Below are 20,125 nucleotides of genomic sequence, written 5' to 3'. Positions count from 1 at the left end.
ATTATAAACATTATGAGCTTAGATATTTCGAATTACCCTACATTAGCATTAGCAGACATCCCTGAAGAGTTACGTCAATTACCAGCGGATCGTCTGGATGACTTATGTGATGAACTGCGCAGCTATTTGCTACACACTGTTGGTATAAGTGGCGGTCACTTTGCTTCAGGCTTAGGTGTCGTAGAATTAACCGTTGCCCTGCATTATGTCTACAATACCCCATTCGACAAATTATTATGGGATGTAGGTCATCAAGCCTACCCACACAAAATTTTAACGGGTCGTCGTGACCGTATGTCAACGATCCGCCAAAAAGGGGGGCTACATCCATTCCCTTGGCGTGATGAAAGTGAATACGACCATCTCAATGTTGGTCACTCATCAACCTCAATCAGCGCGGCTCTCGGTCTTGCTGTTGCTGCAGATCAAGAAGATAAAAACCGTAAAACAGTCGCCATTATTGGTGATGGTGCCATTACCGGTGGTATGGCATTTGAAGCGTTAAACCATGCTGGCCATATCGACAAAGATGTACTGGTTATTTTAAATGATAACGATATGTCTATTTCAGAAAATGTCGGTGCGGTAAACAAACACTTAGCAAAATTATTGTCTGGTGTTGCTTACTCAAATTTCCGTGAAAACGGTAAGAGAGTACTGTCAGGTATTCCACCAATTAAAGAGCTTGCCCGTCGCGCCGAAGAACATTTAAAAGGCATGGTGGTACCGAGCACATTATTTGAAGAATTCGGATTTAACTATATTGGTCCGATTGATGGTCATGATGTGAATGGCTTGGTTGAAACACTGCGTAATATGCGTAGTCTTAAAGGCCCACAATTCTTACACGTAATCACCAAAAAAGGGAAAGGTTACGCGCCAGCCGAGCAAGATCAGCTTGGTTACCATGCCGTGCCTAAATTCAATCCAGAAGAAGATACATTGCCAATCGCAGCCGCATCAAAGCCAACTTTCTCAAAGATATTTGGTAATTGGTTATGTGACGTAGCAGCAACAGATAATAAGCTCGCAGCTGTTACACCGGCAATGGGCGCAGGCTCGGGTATGATCAAGTTCTCAGAGACTTATCCAAAGCAATATTTTGATGTCGCGATAGCCGAACAACACTGTGTAACTTTCGCAGCAGGTCTCGCGATTGGTGGTCATAAACCTGTGGTTGCTATCTATTCTACATTTTTACAACGTGGTTATGATCAGCTGATTCACGATGTGGCCATTCAGGATATTCCAGTATTATTTGCCATTGACCGTGCAGGTCTAGTGGGTGCAGATGGTCAAACTCACCAAGGTGCGTTTGATATTAGCTTTATGCGCTGTATTCCTAAAATGGTGATCATGACGCCAAGTGACGAAAATGAATGTCGTCAAATGCTGCATACGGGCTACCAGTATAATGGTCCTGCAGCCGTACGTTACCCTCGTGGCAGCGGTACAGGCATTGACGTTGAGCAAGCATTTACTGAATTTGAGATAGGTAAAGGTATCGTTCGTCGCCAAGGCGAAAAAGTGGCAATTTTATGTTTCGGTACGTTAATGCATAATGCGATGCCAGCGGCTGAACGTTTAAATGCGACCGTTGTTGATATGCGCTTTGCCAAACCATTGGATGAAGTACTGTTAGCAGAGATGGCGAATAGCCATGATATCTTAGTCACAGTTGAAGATGGCGCGATCATGGGTGGCGCTGGCTCTGGTGTGAATGAATACCTAATGGCGAATAAGTTAATGACACCAACATTAAACTTAGGTCTGCCAGATAAGTTTATTCACCAAGGTACTCAAGATGAGATCTACGCTGAATTAGGCCTAGACGATCTTGGTATTGAAGCAAGTATTAAGGCGTTTATCGCGCTTTAATTCTAGCGAACGATGACAACTTGATAGCTAATAAAAAGGCGCTACTCGATTCACATCAAGTAGCGCCTTTTTGAATTTTATAGCGTAATGTAATAAATAAGCTGAACGCTCGCTAAGGCAAACACACCAGCCAGTACATCATCAACCATAATACCAAAACCACCATCAGTATTTCTATCTAGCCAACCAATCGGTCCTGGTTTCACAATATCAAAAAATCGAAATAGCGCAAAACCGAGAATAACCCAAACCCAGCCTTGTGGGGCCGCAATCATAGTAATGCCATAACCGGCGATTTCATCCCAAACGATGGCGCCATGATCGTGTACGCCCATCGCTTTACTGGCACTTGCACAAATATATACACCAATCACAGACGCCAACGCGACAATGCCGATATATTGCCATAAGCCCAACTCTAAGACGCTGGTCATCAGCAAATACAAAGGGATAGCAACAAGCGTTCCCATCGTACCAGGCGCTTTAGGAAATAAACCACTACCAAAACCAACAGCAGCGAGATGCACTGGGTTAGCGTAGTTTAATTTTTGTAATTCTGGCGATAAAAAATCTTTTTTCATTGGAAGTGATCCCATCCTTGCAAAGCTAACGTGGTTAATTGCTTGTCGTTAAAATAGTTAATTTGTGGTTCTCGTTGTTTCTGTTGCTCTATTTGTTTAAGTTGATCAGCCGAAACACTGGCTATTTCACCAATATGCGTAAATGGTAAATCATGCTCAGCCATCACTTTTTCTAGTTGTGCTCTATTCTCTGGCGATACTGTAAATAATAATTCATAATCATCACCACCAGCAAGTGCATACTGCGGCCATAACGCGTTACTTACATAAGTTTGCAATGCTGTTGATAAAGGTAACGCAGTTAGCTCAATATTTGCCGTCAGATTAGTACCACAAGCACGACTAGAGGCATTAAGTATATGTTTCAAGTCTGACGCCAAGCCATCAGACAGATCAATACAGCTGCTTGCAACATCAACCAGCGCTTGACCCGTACTGACTCTTGCGGTCGGACGTTGATGACGAGCAATCAAAAAATCTTTCTCGGAGTCCGTTAATACTACTTCATTGGTATTTTCAGAGATAGCGTTATCGGGGTTATTCGCATCGATAAGTAATTTTAAGCCTGCGGCTGCATCTCCAATCGAGCCACTGCAATAAATTAAATCACCAGCTTTGGCACCGTGCCTCGGTAACGCTTTACCTTGATCAACAAAACCTTGTAAAGTAAGCGTCAACGTCATATTGCCTTTCGTAGTATCACCACCAATCAAACTCACACCATAACGATGTAATTGTTGATGTAAACAATCACTGAAAACCGTTAACCACTCACAATCATAATTTGGTAAAGTGAGCGCCAATGAAGCCCACGCAGGTTGCCCCCCCATCGCGGCAATATCACTGATGTTCACTGCAACCAGTTTGTGCGCCACATCCGCAGGGTTCGCATCGCAAAGAAAATGAATACCACTGACCATGGTATCTGTGGTCACGACTAACTGTTTGCCCGCTGGCACAGACAAGATCGCACAATCATCACCGATTCCAGTGATCACATCGTCACGTGGAACCGATTTATTCGTAAAATATTGTCCAATTAAATCAAACTCGCCTGTCGCCATAGTACTGCTGTATCCATTATGATACCCAAGCGGCTTGGGTATAGGTTGCAATTAATCTTGTTATTGTACTTTTAATTAAGGCCTAATTGTATTTTTAATTAATGTCTAGCGTGTGAATTTTAGGCATAAAAAAAGCCAGCAACCTGTGCTAGCTTTTTTGCATTGAAGAAAATAATTTAATTATTTTTTCAAACGTAATTGCAATTTACTTACAATTTTATCTAATACGCCGTTAACGAATTTGTGGCTATCTTCAGCACCAAAATCTTTCGCTAATTCGATAGATTCATTGATCACAACTTTATAAGGTACATCTTGACGCTTTAGTAGCTCAAATGTAGAAAGACGTAAAATCGCTTTCTCAACCAAGTCTAAATCATCCATAGGACGAGATAGGAATGGGCTCATCAACTCATCAAGTTCAGCATGATTTAAGCTTACGCCTAATACCAATTCACGGAAGTAAACTGCATCAGTGTCACTAAAATCTTGATCTGTTACAAATTGGTGTTCAATATTTGCAACAGTTTCTTGCGTCATTTGCCATTGATAAATTGCTTGTGTGGCAAACTGACGTGCCTTACTACGTTCCGAAGGTTTCATTTTTTCTCCAATAATACATCAACTTGATGCAAAACATTCACCATTTCAAGTGCACTTAGAGCAGCCTCCGACCCTTTATTACCAGCCTTGGTACCAGCACGCTCAATTGCTTGCTCAATTGTATCTGTTGTTAACACACCAAATGCAACAGGAACATCATAGTCCATTGCAACTTGAGCAAGACCTTTATTACATTCGCCAGCTACGAATTCAAAATGTGGTGTACCACCACGAATTACCGTACCTAAAGCAATAATTGCATCAAACTGTTTTGTCGCAGCTACACGCTGAGTAACAAGCGGTAATTCTACAGCGCCAGGAACACGCACAATAGTGATGTTGTCTTCGCTAACTTGGCCAAAACGTTTTAGTGAATCGACAGCACCCGCTAGCAAACTTTCATTGATGAAGCTGTTAAAACGAGAGATTACAATTGCAATTTTTGCTTCTGGAGCAGGAACATTTCCTTCGATAACTTTCATGTGTACAAATCCTATATCACGGCGCGTAATTTTACGGCCAATTTTAATTATTATGAATCGGCTGACGAAAGGGCTCGGATTGTACCAAGCTTTCGCCAGCAAGCAAACTTATTCTACGCCTATCTCTAAAACTTATTTAGAGATATATTCGACAACTTCTAGGCCAAAGCCAGATAGTGAATGGTAACGTTTGTCTGAGCTTAATAGCTTCATCTTAGACACGCCCATATCAGCTAAAATTTGAGAGCCTACACCGACACGGCGTGAAGTACCCTGCCATTTTGCTTTTGGCTGTGTTTCGCCTTTATCTTCTTGAGCAAACTGTTTCACTTTTTCAATGATATCGTTAGAGTTTTCTTCATTGCCTAAGATAACCATTACACCACCATCACGACCGATACGTGCCATCGCATCCGCTAATGACCATGAGATTTGACTCGCACGGTCGGTATGCAAAATATCTGTCATGGTATTTTGTACATGCACACGTACTAATGTTGGCTGTTGGGCAACAACATCACCTTTACGTAGTGCATAGTGAACTTGATTATCAATAGTGTCACGGTAAGTCACTAAATCAAAATCACCGTGTTCGGTTGGTAGTTTACATTCCGCGACACGTTCAATGGTGGTTTCATTACTGTTACGGTACTCAATTAAATCAGCCACAGTGCCCAATTTAAGGCCGTGTTTTTCTGCGAAGATTTCTAGATCAGGACGACGCGCCATTTCACCGTCATCTTTTAGGATCTCAACAATCACACCAGCAGGCTCACAACCAGCTAGACGTGCAAGATCACAACCCGCTTCAGTATGACCTGCACGTGTTAGTACACCGCCGTCTTGTGCTGCAAGTGGGAAAATATGCCCTGGCATAACAATATCAGCCGGTTTCGCATCGCCAGCAACCGCAGATAATACAGTTACCGCACGGTCAGTCGCAGAGATACCAGTAGTCACGCCTTCAGCCGCTTCAATCGACACTGTGAAATTAGTTGAGAATTGTGCCGTATTATCTTGAACCATCAGAGGTAATTGCAGTTTTTCTACACGCGCTTTGGTTAACGTTAGACAAATTAAACCGCGACCGTGTGTCGCCATAAAGTTAATCGCTTCTGGCGTTACTTTGTCAGCGGCCATGATCAGATCACCTTCATTCTCGCGATCTTCATCATCCATCAAGATAACCATTTTACCTTGGCGGATGTCTTCAATAATATCTTCAATACGACTTAGTGCCATGCTCATAGCCCTTTTATAACAATTAAAAACTGATCGTGAATAGATGTTTTACTTTAAAAACCCATTACTCGCAAGAAAATCCATAGTGATGCCCTGCTCAGGAGTACTTGATTCTGCGGCTTTATCACCTAGCATAATGCGTTCTAAATAACGGGCAATAACATCTACTTCTAAGTTAACTTTACGACCGACTACATAACTTTCTATCGTTGTTTCTAATGCAGTATGCGGTACGATCGTCAATTTGAATTTAGCGCCGTCAATTTCATTAATAGTTAAACTGATACCATCAATTGTAATTGAGCCTTTTTCAGCGATATAACGGGCTAATTCGTTCGGTGCTTGTAACCAATACTCAGTCGCACGACCAAGTTTACTGATCTTAACAATCTCAGCAACGCCATCGACATGGCCACTGACTAAGTGACCACCAAGACGCGTGCTTAAGGTTAATGCTTTTTCTAAGTTTACCTTATCACCAATACGGTAATGCGCAAAACCAGAGCGTTTAATCGTTTCTAATGACACATCTGCGCGGTATCCATTGCCGAGTAATTCAACAACAGTAAGGCATACGCCATTCGTCGCGATACTATCACCGAGTTTTACGTCACTTAAATCAAGATCACCACTATCAACAGTGATGCTCACATCGGCCCCTTTTGGGGTTAAACCTGTGAGTGTACCCACGGTTTCAATAATTCCTGTAAACATTAGTATTCCGGTTTTGCTGTAATTCGAAGATCGTCCCCGATCTGCGTGATATCGGTAAAGCTAAATGTAGGCACTTGCGCCATTTCAGTTAGCTCGCTTAATACTGCGAGTCCTCTGGCACTATCACCCATGAGCTTAGGTGCCAGATAAATAATTATCTCATCCACCAGCTTATTTTCAAGTAATGCGCCAGCCAGTGTCGCGCCTGCTTCAACCCACAGGTCATTAATATCCTGCTGGGCTAATACGGTCATTAACTGTTTTAGATCTATGTTATGGTGACTATCTTGCTCAATTTCAATTCGCGATACCGATTCATTCACTAATAACTGCTCGACAGCTGGATTTTCAGTCGCATCATTGACTATATTTTTAACACCATTAACTAATAGTATCTGACCGGGCTGTGAAAATAGCTTCAACTCACTATTTATTTTAGCAAGGTGTGTATCTAGTCGCCGATGATTATCCAGTACCACTCGTATTGGCTGACGTAGCTGTGGTTCTAATAACTCATCATGAGACAAAGACTTGTCTACTTGAATTAGTGGCTTATCTGTTTTAATTCGTGGATAGTCGGCTTGGCTTGCACCTAACTCACTATAACGCACATTAAGTGAAGCATTGTCCATAATAACCGTGCTGGCGGTCGATAAAATTGCACTGGCTTGTGCGCGGTATACTTGCACATCAGACCGTGCAGCAGGACCGGTGATCCATTTGCTCTCACCGTTTTTCAATGCTGTACGTCCGTCTAAGCTTGCCGCCATTTTTAAACGCACAAACGGACGTTGTTCCTGCATGCGTAAGATAAAACCAGGATTCAACGCATGCGCTTGCGTTGATAATAAACCGATCCGTACTTTAATGCCCGCCGCGATAAGGATCGCAATGCCATTACCTGCTACTTTCGGATTCGGATCGACCATAGCAATAACGACTTCATTTACGTTCGCATTAACCAAGGCTGCTGCGCAAGGGGGGGTACGACCATAATGACTACATGGTTCAAGCGTCACATAACAAGTGGCCCCCTGAGCATCATCACCTGCGATATTTAAAGCATGGATTTCAGCGTGAGCCTCGCCCGCACGTAAATGAAAACCTTCACCGATGACTTTGCCAGCTTTAACAAGCACACAGCCAACATTTGGATTCGGTGCCGTGGTAAAACGGCCTTTTTGTGCAAGTTCGAGCGCACGTTGCATATGCAAATGGTCAGTATCATTGAACTGACTAATGGATACAATTTCGTCCAATAGTAGATCTAGCTCGGCACGTGATTTGTTTGGCATAATCAATGAGGACTCAGATAACGGATTATTTGTCGAGCTTGGCGATTTCTTCATTAAATTCTTTTACATCTTCAAAAGAACGATAAACAGAAGCGAACCGTACATAAGCAACTTTATCGAGCTTTTTCAATACGTCCATCACCAGTTCACCCAAAAAGCTTGATTCAATTTCACGCTCACCAGTAGCTCTTAAACTCGATTTTATTTGATTAATACCGAGTTCAATCTGCTCTGCGGCAACCGGACGTTTTTCTAGCGCACGATAAATACCATTAACGAGTTTATCTTCGTTAAAAGGTTCACGTGTATCATCCGTTTTAATGATACGTGGCATCACTAATTCTGCAGTTTCAAAGGTAGTAAAACGTTCATGACATTTCGCACACTCACGGCGGCGGCGCACCTGATGGCCTTCAGCCACAAGACGAGAATCGATAACTTTAGTTTCAGTCGCAGAACAAAATGGACAGAACATAAACAATCCTATTGAATAATATTATTCTGAGTCTATCGTTAAATAGCAGGCGGGTACAGAAAAGTGAAGGTAATTTCGTGGAATTAATAAATAAGTTAACAGATTGTTGAATAATCAGTCGGTTTTCAATCACTCTTTTAATGAGATAAAAACCGACCAATATTTTAGGATTGCTTATTCTGCACTGCGGTTAACGTCATTGACAAACTGACTTGATACATCAATACCTTGTCTATCGAGTTGGCTCATTCCGGCCCGTGATAAGGGTAAGCGCGCATTGTGATTATAGCTTAGTCGACTTAACATTAACGCGGAATTAACCTGTTTTTCTGAAGGTTGTTTCACGTCATTCGATTTATGATCCCGACTGCTTATTTCACTTTCGATCGCTTTAATTTGATCGGCGCTCTGCGTTAATTCTTTATTTTTATCTGCCGCGCGGCCCTCTCCCTTCGCACGAGTAACAGACTCAGACTTAGCCAATTCAGCCACAGGGGTAATATCAGAACCAAGTTTCGCTCGGAATAACTTTTTATTAATCTCAGCTAAGAATTGATTCTGCATTTGTTCAGGTGTGACCTGCAACTTGTTATTACGACTTGATTCACTTTTTCTCACGACGAACACTGGTTCATCAATTGTTAGTTCTTTATCATTACGGTTTAACTTTTTGTTAATACCCGCTAAAAATATATTACTCGCTTTTGATTTTTTCTTACGCTTAATCTTCGCTATCGAACGAGATTCTACAACAGGTGATAATGTATCCATTTGATCAACTAATGGTTCATCAACGGCAACCATAGCTGAAGACACCACACTAGCGTCGACAGGCTCTAAGGTATATGTTGGTGCTGGAGACGTAAGTAAAGGTTTAGCATTAACAACGACGATAGGCCCAGAACTTGGAGATACTTGAGCAATTTCAGGTACATGTTGACGCTTTAATTTGTGCTGAATTTCAGCTAGGAATCTACTATGCTGTTGCTTTGCTTCAGTATTTTCAACAACGGTTGAATTTTTCGCTGTTGTGGATGCAAACTGTGTCGATGCAATAGCCTGTACATCATTGGTTTTTATCACTGCAGTACCATAAACACGCTTATGGACCCCTGCCATGAAGCTATTTCTAGGTAATTTATTCTTCGGTTTTATATGATGGTCTTCAATAATATTATTGGCCACAACAAGCGATTTTTCTTTTTCAAGCGCTTCTTTTTCCGCAATAGCGAGTGCACGTTGCTGCGCTTGCTGACGTAAAAGCTGTTGTTCAATTAAGACCAACTGAGGGTCAGTGCGCGTCAGAACCTTTTCAACTTGGCGTTCGACGTTCGCATGAGCAATAATATCTTCAAGCCCATCCAATAAGTTACTATTTTGGGTGGCTGATAAATCGTTTACGATATCATTCATTTCGACTGGCTTACGACTAGCGCGACTCTGTGCCGCATTTTTTTCCACAATCTGACGTGGAAACTGACTATAATGCATTGCACCATCGGTATCGCGCCAACTATATACTTTAGCAAATGTAGAATAGCTCATTGAACCACATACTAACGCTAATATTAACCGCTTATAATTTCTTATTGAATTCAGCATCATCCTTTATACCTCACTCTATTTATCGCCAAATTTGAGAATGCTATCTCAAGTGCTTATTCAGCTATTTATGTCACTATTCATCTATAACCACCGAACCGAACCGAAAACAAATGTTGCAAATATGTTAACATTTACAAGTGTAATTTAAAACTCCCTCATTCATTTTAATCTCGTAGGCTTCACAATTAAGAGATAAGAAATACTAACTACAATTAAATATAAGTGTATTCAATATGCGGTTAGCATCAGAGTAACGATTAGTTAGCTCTGCATTTTTACCATACTTACCACAATGTTCCTGCGCCATATCAACCACCTCTATCGTCTCAAATTGACCGAGTTGATATTCATAAGAAGCACCGTTTTCAGTTTTAGTTAATACATCAACTGAGCTACAGCCAATCATCGCAACAGCAAATGCTGCAATGCTTATCCTTTTACATATTTGCTCGGGTGTTTTTTTTACTGCATTTTTTAATAGAGGTTTATTCATCATATTTCCCATCCTTGGTCTATGAAACTGGATTAACCTGTTCGCTAACTGGCGCTCTATGACAGCTGATCATATGATCCTGAATCAATAATAAAGCATGGAAATAGTATGATTTAAGGTATTAGCTGGTATTGGAGGTGATAAGGGTATAAATGTTTAGGTATAAAAAAACCGTAAATGACACTTAAACCTTGATTCAAGTTAAGTGTCATTTACGGTTAACAAATTAATCGAATGTTTATAGACCCTGAGGTCTACACACCCAATTATTTGTGTACAGACTATTTATATACAGGGAATTCAGCACATAGCGCTTGTACGTTAGCACGTACCGTTGCAGCTACATCTTCATTACCGATGTTATCTAATACGTCGCACATCCAGCCAGCCAGTTCGCCAGCTTTATCTGCAGGGATACCACGGCGAGCCAGTGCAGGCGTACCGATACGTAGACCAGATGTAACAAATGGTGAACGTGGATCGTTTGGTACCGAGTTTTTGTTTACTGTGATATGTGCATTACCCAGTGCAGCATCTGCATCTTTACCTGAGTATTCTTTGCCAATCAGATCAACTAAGAATAGGTGATTTTCAGTACCGTTAGAAACGATCTTGAAACCACGTTCTTGTAATACTGCAACCATGCTTTTCGCACAATCAAGTACATTTTGTTGGTAAACCGCAAATTCAGGTTCCATCGCTTCTTTAAATGCAACCGCTTTAGCAGCGATAACGTGCATTAAAGGACCACCTTGACCACCAGGGAAGATTGCTGAGTTTAATTTTTTCTCAATCACTTCGTCTGCTTGCGCAAGGATCAGGCCACCACGTGGACCACCTAATGTTTTATGCGTCGTTGTTGTAACAACGTGTGCATGTTTCATTGGATTTGGATATAGATCAGCTGCAACTAAACCTGCAACGTGTGCCATATCAACGAATAGGAAAGCACCTACTTTATCAGCGATTTCACGGAATTTAGCCCAATCAACAACACCTGAGTACGCAGAGAAACCAGCAACAATCATTTTTGGTTGATGTTCAATTGCTAACGCTTCAACTTCAGCATAATCTAGCTCACCCGTTTCAGGATTAATACCGTACTGAACTGAGTTATAGATTTTACCCGAGAAGCTTACGCTTGCACCGTGTGTTAAATGACCACCATGAGCAAGGCTCATGCCTAGTACAGTATCACCTGGTTTAACTAATGCCATGTAAACTGCAGCATTTGCTTGTGAACCAGAGTGTGGTTGTACATTCGCGTAATCAGCACCAAACAATTGCTTAGCACGTTCGATTGCTAAAGACTCAGCAATATCAACATACTCACAACCGCCATAGTAGCGTTTGCCTGGGTAGCCTTCTGCATACTTATTTGTAAGCTGAGAGCCTTGAGCTTCCATTACGCGTGGGCTTGTATAGTTCTCTGAAGCAATAAGCTCGATATGATCTTCCTGACGAGTTACTTCTTGTGTCATTGCTGCCCATAATTCTGCATCATAGTCAGCTATATTCATATCACGTGTAAACATCCGTTTTCTCCTGATTGAGATAATACAAGTTGGTTTGTAAACTAAATTTCGGCCACATTGTAACGCGACTAATACCAAGTTCCTACAATAAAGACTTGAGAAAATTTCAATTTTGCGTGAAAAGACTGCATTTTAATTTAACTTTGATCAAAACTGACTTCTCGGTTAAATTTATTCGCTATAATACTACGCAATTACAGCACTCATACCCATTTGGAGAACACAATGGATGAACTAACCCAATTATGCCAAACCCGTTCAGAGATCTACTGGTGGCTTTCAAGCACACTTGCAACTGAATTATCTGATGAGCAACTGGGTCAATACCAGTCAGCTGAAGTCCAAAGTTTCTTGCAAGGCTTAGCAGCAACACCCGCGTTAACCGTTTCAGTTGAAAAGCTAATCAGTTCATTAGCGGCAGCAAACCTACGTAACGACGCACGTTTAGAATTATGTGCCGACTACGCACAAGTATTTTTAGGTAACAGTAAATCATCTGCGCCCCCGTATGAGTCTGTGTTCACTAGTGAAGAAGGTCACTTGATGCAAGAAGCGTATCAAAAAATGATTACGCTACTCGATAAGCACAACATCAATATCAGTGATAAATACAGCGAGCCAGCCGATCATATTGCGATTCAATTAGACTTCATGGGTAACTTGATCTTAAAAACCTTAGATTCGGAATCAGAAGCGCAGATCCGCGCTAACTTCGCAATGCAGCACGACTTTTTACAAACGCACTTACTTAACTGGTTAGGCGATTTTGAAATTAAGGTTAAAGACTGTGACAAATTTGGGTTTTATGCGGCGGTAGTAGAATTACTATTAGCATTCGCACAGCTAGATTCAGATTGGTTAGAAACTGAATTAGATTAATCTCTATTTAGATACAACAAAGGGCAGTAAACGGCCCTTTGTTTCATCACATTATAATTTCAAACTCACGTGTTATTTCAAGCCACTAATAAATGCTTGTAAATCAGCGCCTACTTCAGGGTGACGTAAGCCATACTCAATGAATGCTTTCATGTAACCTAATTTTGAACCACAATCATGTAACTTGCCGCTAATGTGGAAAGCTTCAACGGTTTGTAACTTCATTAAATCATCAATCGCATCAGTTAACTGAATTTCATCGCCTGCACCAGGTGCAGTGCGGGCAAGCAGATCCCAGATCGCAGCAGGTAATACATAACGCCCTGCAACAGCAAGATTTGACGGCGCTTTATCTTGTGCTGGTTTTTCAATCACCGCAGTCATCTTAGTTGATTCACCTGCGCTAAGCTCAACACCACCACAATCAGCAACACCGTAACCAGACACTAAGTGCATTGGTACAGGTTCTACCATGATCTGACTAAAACCGGTTTCATCAAAGCGCTGCATCATGCTAGCTAAGTTTTCAGTTTTTAGATCTGCACTCACTTCATCCATCAGAACGTCAGGTAATACTACCGCAAACGGTTCATCACCAATAATCGGTTTCGCGCACAATACTGCATGCCCTAACCCTTTCGCGACACCTTGACGGATATGCATAATCGTCACACCTTTTGGTGCAATGGCTTGTACTTCCGCTAATAATTGACGCTTAACACGGTGCTCTAACGTCGATTCTAATTCAAATGAAGTATCAAAATGGTTCTCGATGGCATTTTTAGAGGCGTGCGTAACTAGCACAATCTCGGTAATACCTGCAGCTGCGCATTCATTTACTATGTATTGAATAAGTGGCTTATCAGCTACTGGTAGCATCTCTTTTGGGATTGCTTTGGTTGCAGGTAACATGCGTGTACCTAAGCCTGCAACAGGAATGACCGCTTTCGTTATTTTGGTTTGCTTCAAAGTATTATCCTTTTTGTACTTAATCTACGGTATTTTTCATATAAATAGTGTAGTTTACACGTTATAAAAATCGCGATACCAATCGACAAAAGCTTTCACGCCTTCTTGTACTTTTACTTTCGATGTGTAGCCTGTGACCTCAAATAAATCCTGAGTATCGGCATACGTCGCATAAACATCACCCGGCTGCATTGGCATAAAGTTTTTCTTGGCTTTTATGCCTAAAGAATCTTCTAGCGCTTCAATGTAATCCATTAATTTAACCGGGCTACCATGGCCAATATTGTAAACACGATAAGGCGCACTACTGGTAGCAGGGCTACCCGTTTCAACTTTCCAGTCCGCATCCGGTGTAGGTATTACATCTTGAATTTGTAATACGCCAGCAACGATATCATCAATGTAAGTAAAATCACGTAACATATCGCCATTGTTATACACATCAATGGTTTCACCAGCAATAATTGCCTTGGTAAACTTGAATAACGCCATATCCGGGCGACCCCAAGGACCATACACAGTAAAGAAACGCAAGCCAGTTGTTGGTACGCCATATAAATGTGAATAGGTATGCGCCATTAATTCATTGGATTTTTTTGATGCCGCGTAAAGTGAAATTGGATGGTCAACACTATCACTGGTACTAAACGGGATTTTGTTATTTAAACCATAAACCGAACTTGATGATGCATAAACCAAATGCTTCACTTTATTGTTACGGCAACCTTCTAATACGGTTAAAAAGCCCGTTAAATTGCTATCTGCATACGCCATTGGATTGTCAATGGAATAGCGCACACCCGCTTGAGCGGCAAGGTGGATCACGCGATCAAATTGATGTTCAGCAAACAACGTCGCAACACCGTCACGATCGGCAAGATCGAGCTCAATAAAAGTAAATGACTCAGATTTTTTAGTATTAACTAAACGAGCAAACTTTAAATTCACATCGTAATAATCATTTAGATTATCAACACCAATAACCTGATGGCCTTGTTGACATAATAGTTCTGCACAGCGCGAACCAATAAATCCAGCTGCGCCTGTAATTAAATATTTCATTTTTTTTCACTTTTTAACTTTTTAACTTTTTAACTTGCAATTTTACTGATTCTAATCGAGACCAATCTAATCATTACCAAATAGGTCACGAGTATAGACTTTATCCGCAACATCAAGTAATTCGTCCGCTAAACGGTTCGATACTATGACATCAGCAAGGGCTTTAAATTCATTCAGATCCGTCAGTACAGGTGACTTAAAGAATTCGCTTTCGGTGAATACTGGTTCATACACGACAACTTTAATACCCTTCGCTTTAATTCGCTTCATGATGCCTTGAATCGATGAAGCACGAAAATTATCCGAGCCAGATTTCATGATCAAACGGTAAACACCAACCACTTGCGGATTTTTTGCAATAATAGCATCGGCGATGTGATCTTTACGTGTCGAATTAGCATCAACAATGGCACTGATTAAACTGTTTGGTACATTTTCATAGTTAGCACGTAATTGCTTGGTATCTTTTGGTAAGCAGTAGCCACCATAGCCAAATGACGGATTATTATAATGACTACCAATACGCGGGTCTAAACCTACGCCTTGTATGATCTGACGGGTATCTAAACCGTGGGTTTCGGCATAACTATCCAGTTCATTGAAATAAGCCACTCGCATCGCAAGGTAAGTATTTGAGAATAGTTTAACCGCTTCCGCTTCGGTAGAATCCGTAAACAACACATCGATGTCAGTTTTAACCGCACCTTGCATTAACAGATCAGCAAATACTTGTGCACGCTCAGACTTTTCACCAACAATAATACGTGAAGGGTGTAAGTTATCGTACAAGGCACTGCCTTCACGTAAAAACTCAGGTGAGAACAAGATATTATCGCAGCCAAGGCGCTGTTTGATTTCTTTGGTATAACCAACCGGTACCGTGGATTTAATCACCATTACCGCATTTGGGTTAATCACCATCACATCTTTAATTACCGCCTCTACTGATTTGGTATTAAAATAGTTATTTACCACATCATAATCAGTCGGCGTTGCGATAATCACATAATCAGCACTCTCATAGGCAAGTTTCTTGTCAGTTGTTGCGGTAAGATTAAGCGCTTTATTGGCGAGAAAATCTTCAATTTCGGTATCGGAAATCGGTGATTTTTTAGCATTAATAAGATTAACTTTTTCAGCAATAATATCTAACGCTATCACGCGGTTGTGCTGTGCGAGTAACACGGCATTTGATAAACCAACGTAACCTGTACCTGCAATGGTAATGTTCATGGTGCAACCTGATTAGGGGGGAAAAATATATTCCTGTATTCTAACAGTAAAATAATAATTATAGCCAAAGAACATCAATTTGTTTGAGGTAACGATTCAATATTAATTCTAAAACTCCCTATTCCTGTGCTGATAAACAATATGTTATTATTCGATTCATTCTTTAGTTTCTATTGAATAATACTTTGATACCCACGTAATCATATTTAGCTAAATCAACCAAGGTAGTGTTATGAACTTATACGTATGTTCAACTTTACGGCATCTTCTTTTTTCATTATTAAAAGCATTCTCACAGCCTGATAAAAAAAGTCACATTTTTATGATCTCGGATCAACAAAATATTGATGCAGCCAATTTCGATCTAAGTAGCCTGCCCGCGAATATTGAAGTTCACTTTATCCAGCGCCAAAGCATTAGAGCGACACTGTATAAAGGTATTTTTGGCAAGTTGCTCAAATTAATGGCAATAAGAAATTTTAAATCTTCATCTGCAATACGTGAACATGTTCACCATGCGTTGTTCAGAAAAACGCTAGGAATCGATATACCACAATCGCCTGAAAATGAGCTATTTCTTTATAATGAAAGAAATAAAATGTCACGCTTATTTCGTTTAGCATTTGCAGAGTATTCCATCATCGAAGAAGGTGTCGGCAACTACATTGGAATAAAGCTGAAAAAATCAGAAAAGATCATTGATTTCATCTTCAAGATAAAGCGCCAACACCGACACTTTGGTGATGACCCTCGCTGTAAAAATATCTACTTACTAACGCCAAGTAAAGGCCCTAAAGCACTGCTGCATAAAATTAAACCGATTAACTTTGTTAATGATAAAATCATCACCCAATATGGCTACAAGTTCTTCAAGTATGACGCGCAACACAATTACACCTTCATCATTGCAACTCAGCCTCATGTTATTGAAGAGTTTGACTTGATCGTATACCAAAAATTTATACAAACATTAAATAAAAAAGGTATTCCATATGCGATCAAAGTTCATCCACGCGAAGATATTGAGTATTATAAACAAGCATTTCCAGGCGTCACGCTAATTGAAAGCAAAATACCCTTAGAGCTAATCATTTTTGGTGCGGAAGATAAATGTCGAATACTCTCGATTTGCACATCCGCTGGTACCGGATTTGAAAAATATTGCACGAGACTAAACTTGATTAAAGATGATGAATTGGAATCATTATATGAAATTTTTGATGATTTAATGAAAGATACGAGTTTAATAGACAAACGTATTAAGCATTTATTTTCGGACGATCCAATCCTCGGAGTATAAGATTAATCGTTAATATTGGTAGCGAATAGCGTAAAATCAAGAATGACATTGAATCACCCTTTGCTAACGCTACCAATTAAATTTATTTTATAACATCAAATGTTAAAGCTGTTCCTCTCGGAATTAAACACTTCGCTTTTTTACCTAAGATTACATCATAATGCTTTGGTGCTAAGCCAAATCCAGGACGAATACTCTTTACATTTTCAGCCGTCAACGTTTCTCCTGCTGCGATATCTTTTACCACATACAACGAACGTCTAAACTTCACATTGCCTTGTTCAGCTTCAGTTCTCTCGTAATTTACCTTACCCATCGCTTGCCAAGCTACCTTCGTATCCGTGCATAATTCTGCAAGCTCTTTCGGTTCTAAAGAAAAACTATCGTCAGCACCACCGCCGCTACGATCTAGAGTAACGTGTTTTTCAATCAGACATGCGCCTAAAGCAACCGAGGCAACAGCAGTAGCATTCTCTATCGTGTGATCAGATAAACCAGAAAGCACATTAAAACGAGTCGCGATATCCGCGATTGTTCTTAAATTATATTGATCTGCTGGCGCAGGATAACCGCTCACACAATGTAGTACGACTAATTCTTCACAGCCATTCTCTCGTGCTGTCGTAATAGCCTCTTCTATCTCAACTTTATTCGCCATACCTGTTGAGATAATCATTGGCTTACCCGTTTGCGCTACGCGCTTAATCAAAGGTAAATCGATAACTTCGAACGAAGCAATTTTATAAGCTGGCGCATCGAGATCTTCAAGTAGGTCAACCGCTGTAAAATCAAAAGGGGAACTAAAAATAGTAATATCCAGTTCTTTTGCTTTTTCAAATAAAGGTTTATGCCATGCCCATGGCATATGTGCGCCTTTATATAACTCATATAAAGTTTGGCCATCCCACAGCCCACCCTTAATTTGAAATTCATCCGAATCACAATCCATGGTAATTGTTTCATGGGTATAGGTTTGCAGTTTTATCGCATCCGCGCCAGCTTTCTTTGCTTCTTCCATAATTCGAAATGCACGGTTGATGTCACCGTTATGATTAGCTGAAAGTTCAGCAATAATATAGGGCGGATAATCAGGTCCAATTTTACGGCCATCTATTGTGATATATGATTTCATAGTAGTCTCAAATATAATGTTTTTAAAACAATGGGGGGCGAATAAAAGTATCACGTGAAAGACGTTGATAACTCGCCGAAGTAAATAGTTTTTGAGAGGCCAAATTGGCCTCTAATACCGTTGCATGTATTGTGATATTCGGGTGTATGCAGTCAATATAAGCGAGAGCTCGTTTCGCTATACCTTTACTATAAAAAGCAGGATCAATAAAGATGGAGACGAGGTACTCTCCAGGTCTAATGCGGTCAAGTCTAACAACACCAACCCTTGCTTGCTCCAAAGGACACTCAAGAAGATAAAAGTAGTCTTGATAACACGTCAACTTTTTCTTCATCCAACTTTGATGCTCATTCCAAGTCGGTACCGCTGAATTTAAAGCGTACTTTCTCGTTTCAGACAGGCACTGCCATTCATATACCTTTTCAATATCAGAACTGCTTGCGCGGCGTATTTCCAAGCTAGCAAGATCATTATCAAACAACATCTGAATATGATGTAACACCCTTTGCAACCCCAACCCATCGCACAATGCCAAATTGGTACCACGAAATGAATTCCATTTAGTAAGCAAGGTTAGATAAGCGCTAAGTAACTCTGATGATAAAGCGGTGATATTAACTCTAATCGCCGCTTCACAAGCAACCAAGTTCTGACTAATCGTATTTTGATTTTCGGCTAAAGGAACAATGATACTTGGAATGCCAAGACACGCACGCTCCCAAGATGTCGTTCCAGGTGCTCCAATAGCAATACTATGTTCAAGCATCAACTCCGCCATGTTTTCGACAAAATCAATATGCTGAATCCAATCCTGATTCTCAACACAAAATGCTTTAACCTGCTCATAATTAGGCGCTTTAGGCCCAAGCAATACCGTAACACAAGGTTTTGGCAAGGGATGCAGCGCTAACGCCTCTAGTACTTTTAGCGTAGCGTTAGGTTGATCAATCCCCCCCATTGAAATTAACACCTTTGGTTCAGCAGGTAGTAAATCGTTATCTAACGCTTGTTCACGGTAACGTGAAAAAAATGGATTCAATAAAGCAAATTCACAACCAGTCAGTATTTTCGCAGATTGATTGTTTTCTTGATACTCATCGACGACACGCATTAACGTTTGATCTAAAATCAAATCCGCATCATGCGTACGAACCAGATCATCAATCACAAATACTTTACAACCCAGTCGCTGTTTCACCCACGTTTGCCATTCTTGGTTTAAAGCATAGTGATCCACAATGAGCAAATCCGCATTACAGACTTGCTTGCATAAACTTTGTGCATCATCTAACCAAGGCACTTGTAACCAAGCTTGGTAATCGCCGCTATTTCTAGGTTCAATAAGCGTTTGAGCTTGAATCAACTCATCGACATGAAAGCCTTTATTACGTACAAATTGAATCAAGTCACCCGCTTGTGGACGACAAGCAAAACTAACCTTGTGCCCTTGTAATACAAGAGCCTGTGCAAGTACTAAGCAACGCATTACGTGACCACTACCGATGTGAATTGAAGCATCGGTGCGAATAACAATTTTCATTAAATTACCTTATCTTATTGGGTCTGCAGAAGAAGTCTGAATC

At 40.7% G+C, this 20,125-nt stretch carries 19 protein-coding genes; 3 read left to right on the top strand and 16 right to left on the bottom strand.

Annotated features, from left to right (window positions below):
• Window positions 1-12 precede the first annotated feature (12 nt).
• On the top strand, window positions 13-1,878 hold the full coding sequence (gene dxs, locus HWV03_RS03410) for a 1-deoxy-D-xylulose-5-phosphate synthase (RefSeq protein ID WP_211678461.1): 1,866 nt from the start codon (window positions 13-15) through the stop codon (window positions 1,876-1,878).
• Between the two features lie 77 nt (window positions 1,879-1,955).
• On the opposite strand, the gene HWV03_RS03405 is transcribed toward dxs, so the two are convergent.
• From HWV03_RS03405 to glyA, 11 genes are all read right to left on the bottom strand, one after another.
• The gene (locus tag HWV03_RS03405; RefSeq protein WP_211674079.1) at window positions 1,956-2,459 is read right to left on the bottom strand and encodes a phosphatidylglycerophosphatase A family protein; all 504 of its coding nucleotides are present in this window, start codon (window positions 2,457-2,459) and stop codon (window positions 1,956-1,958) included.
• Window positions 2,456-3,523, bottom strand: coding sequence for a thiamine-phosphate kinase (thiL, locus tag HWV03_RS03400; protein ID WP_211678460.1), 1,068 nt, complete (start codon window positions 3,521-3,523; stop codon window positions 2,456-2,458). The genes HWV03_RS03405 and thiL overlap by 4 nt, the downstream gene beginning before the upstream one ends.
• 180 nt (window positions 3,524-3,703) lie before the next feature.
• Window positions 3,704-4,126: a transcription antitermination factor NusB gene (nusB, locus tag HWV03_RS03395; RefSeq protein WP_211674077.1), complete on the bottom strand. Its 423-nt coding sequence runs from the start codon at window positions 4,124-4,126 to the stop codon at window positions 3,704-3,706.
• Entirely contained in the window at window positions 4,123-4,608 is a 486-nt protein-coding gene (ribH, locus tag HWV03_RS03390) for a 6,7-dimethyl-8-ribityllumazine synthase (protein WP_211674076.1), read from the bottom strand. The genes nusB and ribH overlap by 4 nt, the downstream gene beginning before the upstream one ends.
• A gap of 132 nt (window positions 4,609-4,740) precedes the next feature.
• Window positions 4,741-5,850 carry a bifunctional 3,4-dihydroxy-2-butanone-4-phosphate synthase/GTP cyclohydrolase II gene (gene ribBA, locus HWV03_RS03385; protein WP_211678459.1) on the bottom strand — a complete coding sequence of 370 codons (1,110 nt, stop codon included), beginning with the start codon at window positions 5,848-5,850 and terminating at the stop codon, window positions 4,741-4,743.
• A gap of 48 nt (window positions 5,851-5,898) precedes the next feature.
• Window positions 5,899-6,564, bottom strand: a complete 666-nt coding sequence (locus HWV03_RS03380; RefSeq protein WP_006031694.1) for a riboflavin synthase — start codon at window positions 6,562-6,564, stop codon at window positions 5,899-5,901.
• Window positions 6,564-7,859 (bottom strand): bifunctional diaminohydroxyphosphoribosylaminopyrimidine deaminase/5-amino-6-(5-phosphoribosylamino)uracil reductase RibD, encoded by a 1,296-nt coding sequence (gene ribD / locus HWV03_RS03375; RefSeq protein WP_211679992.1) that lies wholly within the window; start codon window positions 7,857-7,859, stop codon window positions 6,564-6,566. The genes HWV03_RS03380 and ribD overlap by 1 nt, the downstream gene beginning before the upstream one ends.
• Before the next feature lie 25 nt (window positions 7,860-7,884).
• On the bottom strand, window positions 7,885-8,334 hold the full coding sequence (gene nrdR, locus HWV03_RS03370) for a transcriptional regulator NrdR (protein ID WP_067041250.1): 450 nt from the start codon (window positions 8,332-8,334) through the stop codon (window positions 7,885-7,887).
• Between the two features lie 174 nt (window positions 8,335-8,508).
• Window positions 8,509-9,879, bottom strand: a complete 1,371-nt coding sequence (locus tag HWV03_RS03365; protein ID WP_255547044.1) for a DUF4124 domain-containing protein — start codon at window positions 9,877-9,879, stop codon at window positions 8,509-8,511.
• A gap of 262 nt (window positions 9,880-10,141) precedes the next feature.
• A complete protein-coding gene (locus HWV03_RS03360; RefSeq protein ID WP_255547042.1) occupies window positions 10,142-10,435 on the bottom strand; it encodes a hypothetical protein in 294 nt (97 codons plus the stop codon).
• 278 nt (window positions 10,436-10,713) lie between these two features.
• Window positions 10,714-11,967 carry a serine hydroxymethyltransferase gene (glyA, locus tag HWV03_RS03355; protein ID WP_211678457.1) on the bottom strand — a complete coding sequence of 418 codons (1,254 nt, stop codon included), beginning with the start codon at window positions 11,965-11,967 and terminating at the stop codon, window positions 10,714-10,716.
• A gap of 225 nt (window positions 11,968-12,192) precedes the next feature.
• Between glyA and torD the strand changes: the two genes are divergently transcribed.
• Entirely contained in the window at window positions 12,193-12,846 is a 654-nt protein-coding gene (gene torD / locus HWV03_RS03350) for a molecular chaperone TorD (RefSeq protein ID WP_211678456.1), read from the top strand.
• A gap of 72 nt (window positions 12,847-12,918) precedes the next feature.
• On the opposite strand, the gene galU is transcribed toward torD, so the two are convergent.
• The 3 genes from galU to HWV03_RS03335 form a co-directional block, all read right to left on the bottom strand.
• Window positions 12,919-13,815 (bottom strand): UTP--glucose-1-phosphate uridylyltransferase GalU, encoded by an 897-nt coding sequence (galU, locus tag HWV03_RS03345; protein WP_211678455.1) that lies wholly within the window; start codon window positions 13,813-13,815, stop codon window positions 12,919-12,921.
• Between the two features lie 54 nt (window positions 13,816-13,869).
• Window positions 13,870-14,877: an NAD-dependent epimerase gene (locus HWV03_RS03340; RefSeq protein ID WP_211678454.1), complete on the bottom strand. Its 1,008-nt coding sequence runs from the start codon at window positions 14,875-14,877 to the stop codon at window positions 13,870-13,872.
• A 66-nt stretch (window positions 14,878-14,943) separates the two neighbouring features.
• Window positions 14,944-16,110, bottom strand: a complete 1,167-nt coding sequence (locus tag HWV03_RS03335; RefSeq protein ID WP_211678453.1) for a nucleotide sugar dehydrogenase — start codon at window positions 16,108-16,110, stop codon at window positions 14,944-14,946.
• A 232-nt stretch (window positions 16,111-16,342) separates the two neighbouring features.
• Between HWV03_RS03335 and HWV03_RS03330 the strand changes: the two genes are divergently transcribed.
• Complete coding sequence (locus HWV03_RS03330; protein WP_211678452.1) at window positions 16,343-17,410, top strand: polysialyltransferase family glycosyltransferase; 1,068 nt, start codon at window positions 16,343-16,345, stop codon at window positions 17,408-17,410.
• 82 nt (window positions 17,411-17,492) lie between these two features.
• Here the strand turns inward: HWV03_RS03330 and pseI are convergent, their stop codons facing one another.
• Window positions 17,493-18,542 carry a pseudaminic acid synthase gene (gene pseI / locus HWV03_RS03325; RefSeq protein WP_211678451.1) on the bottom strand — a complete coding sequence of 350 codons (1,050 nt, stop codon included), beginning with the start codon at window positions 18,540-18,542 and terminating at the stop codon, window positions 17,493-17,495.
• A 22-nt stretch (window positions 18,543-18,564) separates the two neighbouring features.
• Window positions 18,565-20,082 (bottom strand): UDP-2,4-diacetamido-2,4,6-trideoxy-beta-L-altropyranose hydrolase, encoded by a 1,518-nt coding sequence (gene pseG / locus HWV03_RS03320; protein WP_211678450.1) that lies wholly within the window; start codon window positions 20,080-20,082, stop codon window positions 18,565-18,567.
• Window positions 20,083-20,125 lie beyond the last annotated feature (43 nt).

Origin of the sequence: Moritella sp. 36 (genome assembly GCF_018219415.1) — a bacterium.
GTDB lineage: Bacteria > Pseudomonadota > Gammaproteobacteria > Enterobacterales > Moritellaceae > Moritella.
Note: the sequence above shows the minus strand (reverse complement) of the source record. Positions and strands in the feature narration are given on the sequence as shown.